The organism is Sphingobacterium sp. UBA5639, from assembly GCF_002421245.1.
GTDB classification, from domain to species: Bacteria; Bacteroidota; Bacteroidia; order Sphingobacteriales; family Sphingobacteriaceae; genus Sphingobacterium; species Sphingobacterium multivorum.
Genome location: NZ_DIJR01000031.1, coordinates 261,407 through 275,105, shown reverse-complemented (window position 1 = coordinate 275,105; position 13,699 = coordinate 261,407). Strand labels below are relative to the sequence as shown.

Genomic DNA, 13,699 nt, shown 5'->3' with positions numbered 1-13,699 from the left:
TGCTCCATCGGAAGCTGTTCCGCAAACGGTAGCAGTCCTGCAGCCTGCACTGACCGTGTCAAATCCTATTACTTTTACCTGTATACTATAGCTGCATATCAATTGGCCTTGCAGTAGTTACTTGTTATAACTAGTTTTATATGTTATCTGACTGTTAGGAAGTATATTGGTAGTGGTCGCAGATATAGCTATCAGAATTACATGCTATACAGCTATTTTCCACTATTATTAAGTTTTATGAGCAGATATCCCTGTCCCAGCTGCTGTCTCGATAACTTACAGATGGGAGAAAATCTCCCTTTCTAGGTATATCATTCGTATTTCTACGAGATATTATCTAATTTAGTTGTTATTGCATTATATGATGATAAAAGTAAAACAGGTATTGGTTTTTGGTTTTTTAATCGTATTCTTTTTGAGGAATAATCGATTAAATGCGCAAAATAAATCTTTGGATGATGGTGTGCTACGAATATTGGCCATCGGTAATAGTTTCTCGGAAGATGCTATTGAACAGAATTTATATGAATTGGCGAAAGCCGGCAAGAAAAAGATAGTGATCGGCAATCTCTATATTGGGGGAGCTCCTCTAAATTTACATGTAAGTAACGCAAAAGATGATAAGCCAGCTTATCGCTACCGGAAAATAAATCTTGACGGGCAAATGTCCGAGAAAGCAAATGAGCGCTTATCTGAAGCGCTTATCGATGAGGCTTGGGATTATATTAGCTTTCAGCAAGCAAGTCCGCTATCAGGAGATTATGATTCGTATGCGAAGGATCTGCCACCTTTATATGATTATGTAACAAAACATATTCTATTTCCTGAAACTAAGTATATATTGCATCAAACTTGGGCATATCAGAACGGTTCATCGCATGAAGGTTTTGTTCGTTATAACCGTAGCCAAGATAGTATGTATAGGGCTATTGCCAATACTTCGCAAGAGGTGTTTAACTGGGGTAATTTCGATCTGTTGATTCCTTCGGGTACAGCTGTTCAAAATGCACGTTCGAGTTTTGTGGGGGATAATTTTACGCGTGATGGTTATCACCTAAATCTGAACTATGGACGTTTCGTTGCTGCCTGTACCTGGTATGAGGCGTTATTCCATGAAAATATACTGAACAATACATTTTTACCGCTTAAAGTAACCTATGTAGAGGGAGAAATTGCGCGAGCAGCAGCACATAAGGCAGTGGAATTCCCCTATGCTGTTACCGTATTAAAAGATTTTCAATTAATGAACTAGTATTTATATGAGTATCAAAAAGAGCTATTTGATCGAATTGGATCACGAAACAAAAAATACCAAACGTATTCTAGATCGGATACCGGACGATAAATTGGATTGGCGCCCGCACGAAAAATCGATGAGTTTGGGCGAATTGGCTGCTCATGTTGTCGAGTTACATAACTGGGTACACAAGGCAATACCAAAGGACGTATTTGATTTTAAAGTAGATTATAAGCCTCTCAAAGTATCCTCTGTCGAAGAGTTGAAAACAATCCTCACTCTTGGACTGGAAGAGAACAAGGCAACACTAGCGGATATCGCCGAATCGGATTGGTTTAATGAATGGGTGCTTAAAGCTGGGGACCATGAGATTGCCCGTTTGCCACGAGCTGGAGCGATACGTTTTATTGTCAATAATCATATCGTTCATCATCGTGGTCAGTTGACTGTTTATTTGCGATTATTGGATATTGCCGTACCGGGCTTATATGGACCATCGGCAGACGAAGCAATGTCTAGTTAATGTTGTCATCTAATTATTAGGTATAAAAAAAAGGGAATCAAATTTGATTCCCTTTTTTTTATATGCTCGATGGTCTAATTATTTAGCCAATTCTTCTGCGATTGCTTTTCCAATTTCAGCTGGAGATTCAACAACACGAATACCACACTCACGCATGATTTTCATTTTTGCAGCAGCAGTGTCATCTGCACCACCTACAATTGCACCAGCGTGTCCCATACGACGTCCTGGAGGCGCTGTTTGACCTGCGATAAATCCAACAACAGGTTTAGTACCGTGTTCTTTGATCCAACGAGCAGCTTCAGCTTCCATTCCACCACCAATTTCACCGATCATGATGATCGCTTCAGTTTCAGGGTCATTCATTAATAATTCAACAGCTTCTTTCGTTGTTGTACCAATGATAGGGTCACCACCAATTCCGATTGCTGTTGTGATACCTAATCCTGCTTTTACAGTTTGATCTACGGCTTCGTAAGTTAAAGTTCCTGATTTAGAAACAACACCTACATTACCTTTTTTGAAGATAAATCCTGGCATGATACCGATTTTAGCTTCGCCTGCAGTGATGATACCTGGGCAGTTAGGACCGATCAAACGAGAGTTTTTGTCGCTCAAGTAAGATTTTACTTGGATCATATCTTTTGTTGGGATACCTTCTGTAATACAAACAATCACTTCGATACCAGCAGCGGCAGCTTCCATGATCGCATCTGCAGCAAATGCTGGAGGTACAAAAATAATAGAAACATTAGCTCCTGTAGTGTCAACTGCATCTTGCACAGTATTGAATACAGGACGGTCTAAGTGTTGTTGACCACCTTTACCAGGAGTAACACCACCAACTACATTTGTTCCGTACTCAATCATTTGAGTAGCATGGTAAGTACCTTCGTTTCCAGTGAAACCTTGAACGATTACTTTTGAATCTTTATTAACTAATACACTCATTTCTTCTTTAAATTTTGCACACAAATCTACTATTTTGCTTTCTAAAATGGAAGCAATGTGAATAGGAATGTGACCTTTATTGATAAATTTTTAATTGAAATTGCGTTTTTGGATAAAATCCCAAAGAATAATGCCAATTGCGACAGATACATTTAAGGAATGTTTGGTTCCGTATTGGGGGATTTCGATGCAGGTATCAATTTTTTCCATGACATCTTCATCTACTCCATTGACCTCATTTCCAAAAATCAATGCATACTTTTTATCATTTTCTGGTTCAAACTGATGTAACATAACACTATCATCTGCTTGCTCGATGGCAATAATGACATACCCTTCTGACCGAAGCTGATCAACAACAGCTGTGGTATCTTTGTGGTATTCCCAAGCAACTGATTGAGTAGCCCCGAGGGCGGTCTTTTCGATTTCGCGATGGGGAGGTGTGCCCGTAATGCCACACAAGTATATTTTTTCAATAGCAAATCCGTCTGCAGTACGGAAGGCCGAGCCCACATTATGCATGCTCCGTACATTGTCCATAACGATTGTGATAGGAGTTTTTTCTTGTTTTTTAAACGATTCAACATCTGTACGTTGAAGTTCATCCATCGATAATTTTTGCATGTCGCAAATATACTAAACCTAAAAAATAAAATAGATTTTGAATATTGAAAATAAGGTGTTATTTTTGCAGTCCGAATTACAAGAAAAAATTGAATAAAAATTAGCTAAAAAAAATGGCAAATCATAAATCAGCGATCAAAAGAATTAGAGCAAACGCTACTAAACGTTTAAGAAACCGTTACCAAGCAAAAACTACACGTAACGCAATCAAAAAATTACGTCACACTACTTCTGCAGAAGAAGCAAAAACATTGTTACCACGCGTAATTTCTATGCTTGATCGTTTGGCAAAGAAAAATGTGATCCACAAGAAAAAAGCTTCTAACAACAAATCTAAGTTAACAAAATTTGTTAACGGTTTAGCGTAAGCTTTTCGTATAGATATAGAGGGGTACAGCTCGCTGTATCCCTTTTCTTTATGTTATATACTTTGGATTTCTCTTTCCAAGCGAATGGTAAATAAAAAAGCATCGATATTCGATGCTTTTTTATTTTAAAACTGACTTGGAGTGTTTTTTATTGTTGCAAATTTGGAAGTAGCTCCGCGATGACCTTTTTCAATTTGTTGGGATCTTTCATGTAAGGTTCCAAATCGTAAAGTTCCACTTTTTTAAAGTCAATGGGATGACTCTCACTCTGCAGTGAAATAGTCCCCTTACTTAAAAGCTGACCATCCTTTTTCACTTTAGGATCGAAACCACTTACATTGCCGCCACCAATTTGGGGTTTATTATACTGTAATACGACCTTGTTTTCAAGGATATGCTGCACAAGTGAGTCTCCCAATACTAAGAAATCAGCAGTTACCCATTGATCTCCAGCATAGGTTTTTGATGTTGAGCTGCTGCAATGTGGTGTAAATAGCTTATTGTCGATCACAACGTTTGTGCCTGGTGTACAAAGGTTACTTGTGGTCCGTTCGTCCTTGCCATTTCCACCCAGCAGTTGCCCCTCGATCGATATTGGAAAGTCTTGATCCACCCCCATGGTATTAGGATCCTGTCCATGTAGCATGGCTCCGCTATTACGCCAGGCCCAACCTTCTCCACCATTTACCTGTTCACCAACAAATCTGTAAGTGACGCGCAATAAATAAGCTGAGAATTCTTTATTGTAGAATAGATGACCATACTGAAAATTAAAATTATCATAACCATCATATCTTACTTTGAGTAAACCGTCTTCTACACGAAATGTATTTTTATAATTATCCCCAACTTTGTGGTTTCTGATTTTTGGGGTCCAGTTCTTCAAATCTTTCCCATTAAATAACTGAATGGGTTTGGGTTTCTTATCTTGAGATTTGGCAAATAAAGAAGTGCTGAGCAATAAAATTCCAGCACTGTAAATGATATGTTTGAATTTCATCCTGAATTAGGTTTATTGACCTAAATTAGGTAAACATTTTTAAATAAGCAATTCTTTTTGTTTGACATATTCGCTTGGACGGATACCGACGACCTTATTGAATGTGTTACTAAAGGTGGGGAGACTATTGTATCCAACTTTGAGTGCAACTTCATTTACACTTAGTTTTTCGTCTAAAAGGAGCTTAAGAGCAGTCAGCATTCTGAGAATAGTGTAGTACTGGATAAAAGACATATTTAATTCTTTTTGAAATAGTCTGGCTAATGTACGTTCACTAATGTTAAATAATCCGGCAAGTTTTTTAAAGCTGACATTTTCCTCTATATTCTCTTCGAGGTAAGTGACGATATCCTTTAATTTCTGATGATTAGGATAGGGCAAGGCCAATGGAAGCTCATGCAGCGATAATTCCGGCAAGATAAGTTTAAATGCTGTAGCGATACTATATTTAGGTTCTTCGATCGGAAAGATATTGCCATTCCAGCGGTTGGTAAACATAATCAGCTCTATCAAAAGATCATTTACTGGATAGATTCCCATTTTGCTATAGAAGGGTGCGTCATTATTGGTTTTGGGAAAGTACAAATTACGCATAACGACCTCCGGTGTACTTGGATGAATACTATGTTTTATTCCAGCGGGAATCCACAAATAATGTCGGGCAGGTAGAAAATATGATTTTTCCTCTGTCTTAACAAATACGACACCGCCTTCTGTATATAAAAATTGGTCCTTATCGTGGCAATGTTCGGAAATATGATTCTCTGCAATAATAGCGTGGTGACAGTAAATGCTATCTTCAAATGAGTCTACTTCCGTCATATAATAACGGTTGACATATTTAGCATCTGTCGTTATATCTTGTGTATTCATTTTAACCTATAATACTATGTCACAAAGGTAAGACTTTTTTACTAGACCCCACCTTTACTTCTTGAAAGTGAGTGTATGCTTACGTTAAAATGGCAATTAATCGACAAGAGAGTTAGTCTTTACTTACTTTGGTTTTACCTTTGTTGTTGTAAGTTGTTTGTTATCAGTGTGATATATATTATCAATCAGTGTGATATAAAATATTTTTTTATTATGATTTGTTGTATATTTTTGATTTGTAGCGAGTTGTGGCTTTTTAGTCTCGTTTGGATAATTTTGTGTCGAATGGTAATAAATATGCAGTTGAAAAAAATGCTAAAATTGTTTGGTTAAGCGGTTGGAAAATATAACAAAGAACTTTACAAATAAGGGAAATATATAGGTTTCAATTTCTTAAGTTTACAATAATGGAATAAAATCAAACTATAACAATATGGCTTACGAAAGAATAAAAGTTCAAAGCTTACATGATAAAGTGATTACAGCGGAAGAAGCTGCTAAGCTATTTCAAAATGGAATGGTCGTTGGATCGAGTGGTTTTACTAAGGCTGGAGATAGTAAGGTTGTGTTACCAGCCTTGGCTGAACGTGCAAAAGTGGATCCATTGAAAATAACCTTGATTACTGGGGCTTCGTTGGGACATGGAACAGACGGTAAATTGGCGGAAGCGGGGGCACTATCCAAGCGGATGCCTTTTCAGGTAGATCGTATTTTACGTCATAAAATTAATGCCGGGGATGTGCTGTTTATTGATCAGCATCTAAGCGAAACAGCCGAATTGCTGCACAATAAGAATTTGCCTCAGGTGGATATTGCTGTTTTGGAAGTAGCAGCAATAGAATCAGACGGAAGTATTGTTCCAACGACTTCTGTGGGAAATTCGGCTACTTTTGCTGCATTGGCTAAGCAGGTTATTTTGGAGGTCAATACTGCGATACCGATGACGATTAAAGGGATACATGATATTTACCAAGCAGAAGATTACCCTCGCCGTAATGTTATTCCGATTGTAGCACCTGAAAATAAAATTGGGCGTAAAACTATTCCTTTGGACGCAAGCAAGGTGGTGGGAATTGTGTTTACGAATGAGCTTGATAGCCCAGCCGATATTGCTGAACCGGATACCAAAACTACAGCGATAGCGAAGCATATTTTACAGTTTTTCGAAAATGAAGTAGCGCTAGGCCATTTGTCAGAAAGCTTGATGCCACTTCAAGCGGGTATTGGAAAAGTAGCTAACGCTGTTCTGACGGGATTTATACATAGTAAGTTCCGTAATCTAACGATGTTTTCTGAAGTGTTGCAAGATAGCACCTTTGACCTTATCGATGCCGGAAAACTGGATTTTGCTTCTGCTTCTTCAATTACTGTTTCCGAAGAGTGTTATTCAAGAGTGTTCGATCATTTGGATCGATACCGTGATAAAATTGTATTGCGCCCACAGAATATTTCCAATACACCTGGACTGATCAAACGTTTGGGGATTATAGCAATTAATACAGCCATAGAGTTTGATATTTATGGAAACGTAAATTCTACCCATACTTCAGGAACAAATATCATGAACGGTATCGGCGGGTCGGGTGACTTTGCACGCAATGCTTATTTGAGCATCTTTGTCACACAGGCGGCCTCTAAAGGAGATGCAATTTCTCATATTGTTCCTATGGTTTCCCATGTGGATCATACCGAACATGATGTCGATATTTTGGTAACAGATTATGGCTTGGCAGATTTACGTGGTTTAGCGCCTCGCGAGCGAGCGAAAGTAATTATAGCGAACTGTGTACATCCCGATTACAAAGAGCAGCTATTAGATTATTATAACCGCGCTTGTGAGAGAGGGGGGCATACACCACATTTGTTAGAAGAGGCTTTTAGCTGGCATATCAACCTTCGTGAAAAAGGAACAATGAAAAAAGACCAATAACCGAGGGCGTGGTTACATATGGACTAAAGGTTTATAGAAAGGCGAGGTTTAATTGTAGACTTCGCCTTTCCTGCTGTATAGTTCTTTCTTGATGTATAATTATCGCAAAGAAAATCACGCATTCATTTCATTGATTAAGATGAATCGTCGTATCCTCCTGCCGATTCTGTTTAGTCCTCAAGTTGTGGCGATTGAGACCAATCGTAATTTTTGTCCGAAACCATTGTTTGGTTTCTGGCGATTCAATTGCTTTACTGTAGCAAGCAACAAGATCGGGATGGAATTTTGCTATTGTTTTGGCTCCCCAGCCAATTCCCTTTTTTACATGAAAATCTGTTGTGTTTGACAATGAAATCAGTAGCTTCAATAAAATGTTTACGTATGTGGCTGATAGGCCTTTTTTTACGGCATAATGTGTAGCTACACCAATTGTTCGGACAATCCATTTGTCAGAATGATGAGCTAATTCTTCTAATAGAGGTATTGCTTTTTTAGGCAAAGTCAACAGCGCATGACCAAGTACGCGTTCGCCGATGATATCACAGACGTACCATTGATTACCTATGGTTATATAGGTACAGGCTTTATGGATGGATTGTTCGAAGTGTTCGGGGAGACGTTGCTGGAGAATTATTCCCGTTAAAACATAACTTCCCATTTCTGTTGTGGCAATGAGACGATCTGTCAAGTGTAACTGCTCGGTTTCAGGTACGAATAGCATAATTTCCCTGGCCGCAAACTCCAGAAGGGGAAAACGAACTTTCTTTTTCAGTAAACACGCTTGTAAGCTTAACATAAAAGATTCTATACCGGATTGCTGTCCTTGCTGTTTCGCCGCTGCGACAATTTCTCGGATCTGTACTTTACTGGTAATTTTGTCCATGGCAGTGCTCAAATCCCTATTGTTGATCTTTATAAATATTCCAATAATTAAAGTCTGTCATTGGAGCATCCGTTATTCCAATAGCTCGGCCCATTGTAACGATCTGTCCCCTGTGATATGTTCCGTGGAGGATAAGCTGTTGTATGTATTCATACTTCGTGAAGTCGCATTGAAACCATGGTGATTCCACTTTGATATTTTTTTCAAGATCCAACTCGGTTAGCCTGTGTATGTAATCCACGAGTTGAGCTGAACTTCTTTGTAGTGCTTCAAATATTTCTTCTTTTGTGGCTCGCTTTTTCTCAAAATCAAAATCATTGCTTTCCGCAATGTGGCTCCACCAATATTCCTGTGTCTGCAAGATGTGATTTAAGGTCTTCAAAATGGTCGGGAAACTTGAAGGTACCTCTTGGTTAAGTTGGTCATCTGATTTATCAGCCAACCAATTGATGTATTTATTGACGACCCAGTTGTTATATTCAGCACTTTTTGTGATTAAGGTTTTTAAACTCATAATTTTAATCTATAGTATGGTGTTAAATGAAATATTTACTAAATATAAATCCTTTTTGGAATGAATTTACATTAAATTTTATAGTAGATAGCTTGTTTGATAAGCCGCTTTGAAAGTATTTATTTCTTATAAAATTGTGACTGTACAGGCCGTCCATTAAGCGTAACTTATTTGAAATAAATAAAAAGTATTCTTCATATTTTTTATATTTATTTTGCAATAGCAGAATGGTTTAGCATTTTGCAGAATGTGTGTGTGGCACCAACAGAAGATTTGACAGCTGCTTGAGCTTGTTGGATTAACCAATTAAAATAAATATGATAAAAGTAACGCATTGTATTCTTTCTCTACTAGCCATGTTGTTTATGAACATGGGAAACGCCCAAGTTAATTATTTGCAGGAATCCAAAAAGGATTTTGATGAACGGATGCATTGGTTTAGGGAAGCAAAGTACGGAATGTTTATTCATTTTGGGCTTTATAGTCAACTTGGAGGGATGTATAATGGGGATTCAACCAAGGGATATGCCGAATGGATACAATCGGAAATGAATATTCCGAAGGCAGCATATTCGGAACTGATCAACACCTGGAATCCTAAGGACTTCAATGCGGATCGTATCGTTCAATTGGCTAAGGATGCTGGAATGAAATATATCGTCCTGACGACCAAACATCATGAGGGGTTTTGTCTGTGGGATTCCCCCTATACAGATTATGATATCGCTTCGACGCCAATGAAAGGAAGAGATCTCGTGCGGGAGTTGTCCATAGCTTGTAAGAAAGCTGGGATTAGATTTGGTACCTACTACAGTATTATCGACTGGCATCACGATTCGCAATATGTTGATCCCAATGGTAAAGGCGACTGGGGCCAGATTCTCATTAAGCCGGAACAGAAAGCCGCTTATATTCAATACATGAAAAATCAATTGAAAGAATTGGTTGTTAAGTATGATACTGACATCCTGTGGTTTGATGGGGACTGGGTGAATTGGTGGGATATGGCCGCGGGAGAAGATCTTTATCAATATCTACGCAAATTAAAACCCACTCTAATCATTAATAACCGCGTAGCAAAGCGGGATCAATTTAAGCGTGATTTTGGAACGCCTGAACAAGAACATCCTGGAACGTTACTGGATTACGATTGGGAAGCCTGTTATACCTTGAATAATTCTTGGGGATATAAAAAATCAGATAATAATTGGAAATCTCCTACAGAAGTAAATACTAAGCTGCGCGAGATAAATGAAAAAGGCGGGAATTTGCTGCTCAATATTGGACCTGATGCTAACGGAAATGTGCCGGCTGCCAGTAAAGAAATTTTGTTGAAAGCAACAGCAGAGCGAAAAAAGAACTAATCTGAGCGAATTTGCTGTTTATTGACTTATAGACCTTACTATATAGCTGGTTTATAGTTGATATAATCCAGCTAATATTATATGAACGATTAAAATTATGAAGATATCTTGTATGTTATTTCCAAAATTATTATTTATTGGCCTTACCGGTGTCGCTTCACTTAGCGTGCATGGGCAACAGTCTGGCTCGGTAAAACGTATTTACATCAGTACAAAAGGAAGTGATAGAAACCAAGGAACCATGGGCAGTCCCTATGCCACAGCTGAAGCCGCACTGCGATCGGTAGAAAAACAGAAACAAGGAAAAAATACACCGGACATCGAAATCATCTTTATGGCGGGCACCTACCAGCTGGATAAACCGATTGAATTGTCTGCCGGGGTATCGGGCACAAGAAGACAACCCTTGCAGATCAAAGCTGAGGAAGGAGCACAAGTTACGCTGAGTGGTGCCAAATCGCTTAACCTCAAATGGAAACAGGGCGATCATGGTATTTGGGAGGCTAAGGTCCCAAGTGGAGTAAACTTCCAAAGTCTATATGCAAATGATAAGCATCTTGTCCGGGCACGTTATCCAAACTACGATCCTACAGTCTTGCCATTTCAAGGCTATGCTGCAGATGCATTAAGTCCCGAACGTGTAGCAACCTGGAAGAACCCTAAGGGGGGAATTGTACATGCTTTGCATGCTGGTCGCTGGGGAGGGTTCCATTATCAGATTACAGGAAAAGACGGATTATCAACTGTTACACTTGAAGGTGGACAGCAAAATAATCGTCCCAGCAAAATGCACGAGACCTATCGCTTTGTAGAAAATATCTTTGAAGAACTCGATACCTTTCAGGAGTGGTATTTGGATGTGGAGAAGGCACGCTTATATTATATGCCTGCTAAAGGAATTAATCCCAACCAGCTGAAGTTTGTAGCGCCACAATTGGAAAATCTAATCTATCTTTCAGGTTCATCTTTCAGTCCAGTGCATGATATTGAGGTTAGTGGCCTTCGCTTCATGTATACTGCTCCTACCTTTATGAAAACAAGCGAACCACTCTTACGTAGTGATTGGACGATCTATCGACAGGGAGCAGTAAAGATTGAAGGTGCGGAAAACTGTATCTTCCGCGCGAATGATTTTATCGCTTTGGGCGGCAATGCAATATTTGTTAATAATTACAATCGCGGGGTCAAAATCGAAGGCAACCGGATTGAACAGATCGGTGCAGGAGCGATCAATTTTGTAGGAGATCCAGCGGCAGTACGCTCACCGGAATTTCGATATGAAAAATTTGTCCCATTTGACCAAATGGATACCATCGAAGGGCCAAAAACCAATAATTACCCCATGGACTGTGAGGCAAGTGACAACCTGATCCATGACATTGGCTTGATCGAAAAACAAGTGGCAGGTGTACAGGTCTCCATGGCTGAATCGCTACGAATTTTGCATAATACCATTTACAATGTTCCTCGAGCAGGTATTAATGTAGGTGATGGGACTTGGGGCGGTCATGAGATCGCTTACAATGATGTTTTTAATACAGTCCTGGAAACCAGCGATCACGGTGCCTTCAACTCATGGGGGCGCGACCGATTTTGGCATCCCAATCGAAAGGAGATGGATGAACTGACGGGGAAACATCCCAATTTAATATTGCTGGACGCAGTCAAAACAACCAAAATTCATGATAATAGATTTCGCTGTAATCACGGTTGGGATATTGATTTGGATGACGGATCTTCCAATTATGAAATTTACAATAACCTTTGTTTAAGTGGAGGACTAAAACTAAGAGAAGGGTTTTATCGCAAAGTGTACAACAACGTGATGATCAACAATGGTTTTCATCCTCATGTATGGTTTCAGCATAGTCACGATGTATTCCGTAATAATATCGTGATGGAGTCCCATCAGGATATACAGGTCAAGTATTGGGGGGAAGAGGTAGACCATAATATTTACGGACGGCAGGATGACCTCGACAAAGATCGAGCGAAAGGCATAGAAAAACATGGTCGGGTTATTCAATTGAACTTTACGAATCCCGCACATGGTGATTTCCGGTTGAAAAACTGGAAGGATCAGGATTTTAAAAATTTTGACATGCTGCATTTTGGAGTTACCAGTAAAAGACTTAAAACTCTAGCCGCTAGTCCTGAAATACCTCAGTTGATCCAATCCGAAGCAAAGGAGCAGGGGAGCAGATGGTCCTGGAAGTCGGGGGTATTTAAATCAGTGGAGACTTTGGGGGAGCAGTCGGCCGCAGGCCTACCCGCGATAAACGGCGTGCTGCTGCTCGAGTTGGATGAAAAAGGCAATCTTTACAAAAGCGGTTTGCGTGTCGGCGATGTTGTATTGAATTATCAGGGCGAGAAAATAGATCAATTAATAGACCTGCAACAAGCGATAAAAAAGCATGTACACGCTGACCAGCCGAAGGTGTTCATTTTTAGAAACCAACAGCAGCAGGAATTAACCCTGCAGCTGTAGTAAATTTTCTATGGACTTATTGAAATATAGCATTGTACTTTGGTTTGTTGACATGCGATATAGCTATTGTGAGCAATTAGCAGTAAAACATGGCAGTTGTGATAGATCGATCATCTTATGACGATATTATTTTTTTGTTTATAATTTTTATTTCCATTGGGACTATTGAGCATCTTGGTCGTCATTATAACAGTGTGTTATCATTTACTGGGGTAGACACATGATATTAAATTCTTATTCGTATTAATTGATGTATAAGGCTGTACAGCACATGAGTGCTGGCAGCCTTATTGATTTAACTGTGCAATGGGTTTGACCAAAGGTAATCGCCGAACGATGAGCGAGGAAGTGAAGGTACAACACGGGTATTACAGCGAGGGGAGTCTTTGTGAGTATGGGATGGTTGAAACAAATTTCTTAAACTGGTTTAAGTTTGGACTGTTTTTGTTCTTTTAAATTTGGTTTATATCGTTTATACCCTATTTATATAATTCATACCATGTATAGTCAACTTTTTGTACGTTTAGCTGTATCTACAGCGTTTCTGTCTGCTGTTGCAGATCGTTTGGGGCTGTGGGGGATACCGGGGGCATCACATGTTTCCTGGGGAAATTGGGCCAATTTTGTAGCCTATTCAAATACCCTTAATTTTTTTGTGCCTGAAACTTTCGGTAATATACTTGCTATCGGCGCAACATTATTAGAGGTTGTCTTAGCAATCCTATTGCTGATCGGCTATAAACTGCGTTTTACTGCATTCGTTGCCGGGATTCTACTGATCTGCTTTGGGCTGGTGATGACCCTCTCGTTAGGAATTAAATCGACGTTCGATTATTCGGTCTGGGTAGGAGCGGCTGCCTGTTTTCTACTGCGGACTGCCGATAACTTTCCCATTAGCATAGACCGGTATATTGAACTTCGAAAAAAGTAAATGGATGGGTAAC

At 39.3% G+C, this 13,699-nt stretch carries 13 protein-coding genes; 7 read left to right on the top strand and 6 right to left on the bottom strand.

Annotated elements, in window-relative coordinates:
- The first annotated feature begins 361 nt into the window (after positions 1-361).
- Together B4Z90_RS20695 and B4Z90_RS20690 are read left to right on the top strand one after the other, a co-directional pair.
- The gene (locus tag B4Z90_RS20695; protein ID WP_236560117.1) at positions 362-1,252 is read left to right on the top strand and encodes a DUF4886 domain-containing protein; all 891 of its coding nucleotides are present in this window, start codon (positions 362-364) and stop codon (positions 1,250-1,252) included.
- Positions 1,253-1,259: 7 nt separating this feature from the next.
- On the top strand, positions 1,260-1,760 hold the full coding sequence (locus B4Z90_RS20690; RefSeq protein ID WP_070564653.1) for a DinB family protein: 501 nt from the start codon (positions 1,260-1,262) through the stop codon (positions 1,758-1,760).
- A gap of 78 nt (positions 1,761-1,838) precedes the next feature.
- On the opposite strand, the gene sucD is transcribed toward B4Z90_RS20690, so the two are convergent.
- Positions 1,839-2,711, bottom strand: coding sequence for a succinate--CoA ligase subunit alpha (gene sucD, locus B4Z90_RS20685; RefSeq protein ID WP_070564656.1), 873 nt, complete (start codon positions 2,709-2,711; stop codon positions 1,839-1,841).
- Positions 2,712-2,801: 90 nt separating this feature from the next.
- On the bottom strand, positions 2,802-3,335 hold the full coding sequence (locus B4Z90_RS20680) for an RNA methyltransferase (RefSeq protein ID WP_070564659.1): 534 nt from the start codon (positions 3,333-3,335) through the stop codon (positions 2,802-2,804).
- A 113-nt stretch (positions 3,336-3,448) separates the two neighbouring features.
- On the opposite strand from B4Z90_RS20680, the gene rpsT reads away from it, so the two are divergent.
- A complete protein-coding gene (gene rpsT, locus B4Z90_RS20675) occupies positions 3,449-3,703 on the top strand; it encodes a 30S ribosomal protein S20 (protein WP_046671646.1) in 255 nt (84 codons plus the stop codon).
- A gap of 148 nt (positions 3,704-3,851) precedes the next feature.
- Here rpsT and B4Z90_RS20670 read toward each other — a convergent pair whose 3' ends face one another.
- Complete coding sequence (locus B4Z90_RS20670; RefSeq protein WP_070564662.1) at positions 3,852-4,703, bottom strand: 3-keto-disaccharide hydrolase; 852 nt, start codon at positions 4,701-4,703, stop codon at positions 3,852-3,854.
- A gap of 39 nt (positions 4,704-4,742) precedes the next feature.
- Positions 4,743-5,576 carry an AraC family transcriptional regulator gene (locus B4Z90_RS20665; protein WP_070564665.1) on the bottom strand — a complete coding sequence of 278 codons (834 nt, stop codon included), beginning with the start codon at positions 5,574-5,576 and terminating at the stop codon, positions 4,743-4,745.
- A 433-nt stretch (positions 5,577-6,009) separates the two neighbouring features.
- Between B4Z90_RS20665 and B4Z90_RS20660 the strand changes: the two genes are divergently transcribed.
- Positions 6,010-7,506: a succinate CoA transferase gene (locus tag B4Z90_RS20660; protein WP_286803219.1), complete on the top strand. Its 1,497-nt coding sequence runs from the start codon at positions 6,010-6,012 to the stop codon at positions 7,504-7,506.
- Positions 7,507-7,633: 127 nt separating this feature from the next.
- Here B4Z90_RS20660 and B4Z90_RS20655 read toward each other — a convergent pair whose 3' ends face one another.
- Positions 7,634-8,389, bottom strand: a complete 756-nt coding sequence (locus B4Z90_RS20655) for a DNA alkylation repair protein (protein ID WP_286768870.1) — start codon at positions 8,387-8,389, stop codon at positions 7,634-7,636.
- A gap of 16 nt (positions 8,390-8,405) precedes the next feature.
- Positions 8,406-8,903: a DinB family protein gene (locus B4Z90_RS20650; RefSeq protein WP_286768871.1), complete on the bottom strand. Its 498-nt coding sequence runs from the start codon at positions 8,901-8,903 to the stop codon at positions 8,406-8,408.
- A gap of 317 nt (positions 8,904-9,220) precedes the next feature.
- Between B4Z90_RS20650 and B4Z90_RS20645 the strand changes: the two genes are divergently transcribed.
- The 3 genes from B4Z90_RS20645 (at position 9,221) to B4Z90_RS20635 (ending at position 13,686) form a co-directional block, all read left to right on the top strand.
- Positions 9,221-10,267 carry an alpha-L-fucosidase gene (locus tag B4Z90_RS20645; RefSeq protein ID WP_286803217.1) on the top strand — a complete coding sequence of 349 codons (1,047 nt, stop codon included), beginning with the start codon at positions 9,221-9,223 and terminating at the stop codon, positions 10,265-10,267.
- 97 nt (positions 10,268-10,364) lie between these two features.
- Positions 10,365-12,755 carry a PDZ domain-containing protein gene (locus B4Z90_RS20640; RefSeq protein WP_286803216.1) on the top strand — a complete coding sequence of 797 codons (2,391 nt, stop codon included), beginning with the start codon at positions 10,365-10,367 and terminating at the stop codon, positions 12,753-12,755.
- Between the two features lie 499 nt (positions 12,756-13,254).
- Positions 13,255-13,686 (top strand): hypothetical protein, encoded by a 432-nt coding sequence (locus B4Z90_RS20635; RefSeq protein WP_286803214.1) that lies wholly within the window; start codon positions 13,255-13,257, stop codon positions 13,684-13,686.
- The last annotated feature ends 13 nt before the right edge of the window (positions 13,687-13,699 follow it).

What these genes read in the sequence shown, in the direction of transcription:
- B4Z90_RS20695 (WP_236560117.1), top strand. Translation starts at nt 362, where the DNA reads ATGATGATAAAAGTAAAACAGGTATTGGTTTTTGGTTTTTTAATCGTA.
- B4Z90_RS20690 (WP_070564653.1), top strand. Translation starts at nt 1,260, where the DNA reads ATGAGTATCAAAAAGAGCTATTTGATCGAATTGGATCACGAAACAAAA.
- sucD (WP_070564656.1), bottom strand. Translation starts at nt 2,711, where the DNA reads ATGAGTGTATTAGTTAATAAAGATTCAAAAGTAATCGTTCAAGGTTTC.
- B4Z90_RS20680 (WP_070564659.1), bottom strand. Translation starts at nt 3,335, where the DNA reads ATGCAAAAATTATCGATGGATGAACTTCAACGTACAGATGTTGAATCG.
- rpsT (WP_046671646.1), top strand. Translation starts at nt 3,449, where the DNA reads ATGGCAAATCATAAATCAGCGATCAAAAGAATTAGAGCAAACGCTACT.
- B4Z90_RS20670 (WP_070564662.1), bottom strand. Translation starts at nt 4,703, where the DNA reads ATGAAATTCAAACATATCATTTACAGTGCTGGAATTTTATTGCTCAGC.
- B4Z90_RS20665 (WP_070564665.1), bottom strand. Translation starts at nt 5,576, where the DNA reads ATGAATACACAAGATATAACGACAGATGCTAAATATGTCAACCGTTAT.
- B4Z90_RS20660 (WP_286803219.1), top strand. Translation starts at nt 6,010, where the DNA reads ATGGCTTACGAAAGAATAAAAGTTCAAAGCTTACATGATAAAGTGATT.
- B4Z90_RS20655 (WP_286768870.1), bottom strand. Translation starts at nt 8,389, where the DNA reads ATGGACAAAATTACCAGTAAAGTACAGATCCGAGAAATTGTCGCAGCG.
- B4Z90_RS20650 (WP_286768871.1), bottom strand. Translation starts at nt 8,903, where the DNA reads ATGAGTTTAAAAACCTTAATCACAAAAAGTGCTGAATATAACAACTGG.
- B4Z90_RS20645 (WP_286803217.1), top strand. Translation starts at nt 9,221, where the DNA reads ATGATAAAAGTAACGCATTGTATTCTTTCTCTACTAGCCATGTTGTTT.
- B4Z90_RS20640 (WP_286803216.1), top strand. Translation starts at nt 10,365, where the DNA reads ATGAAGATATCTTGTATGTTATTTCCAAAATTATTATTTATTGGCCTT.
- B4Z90_RS20635 (WP_286803214.1), top strand. Translation starts at nt 13,255, where the DNA reads ATGTATAGTCAACTTTTTGTACGTTTAGCTGTATCTACAGCGTTTCTG.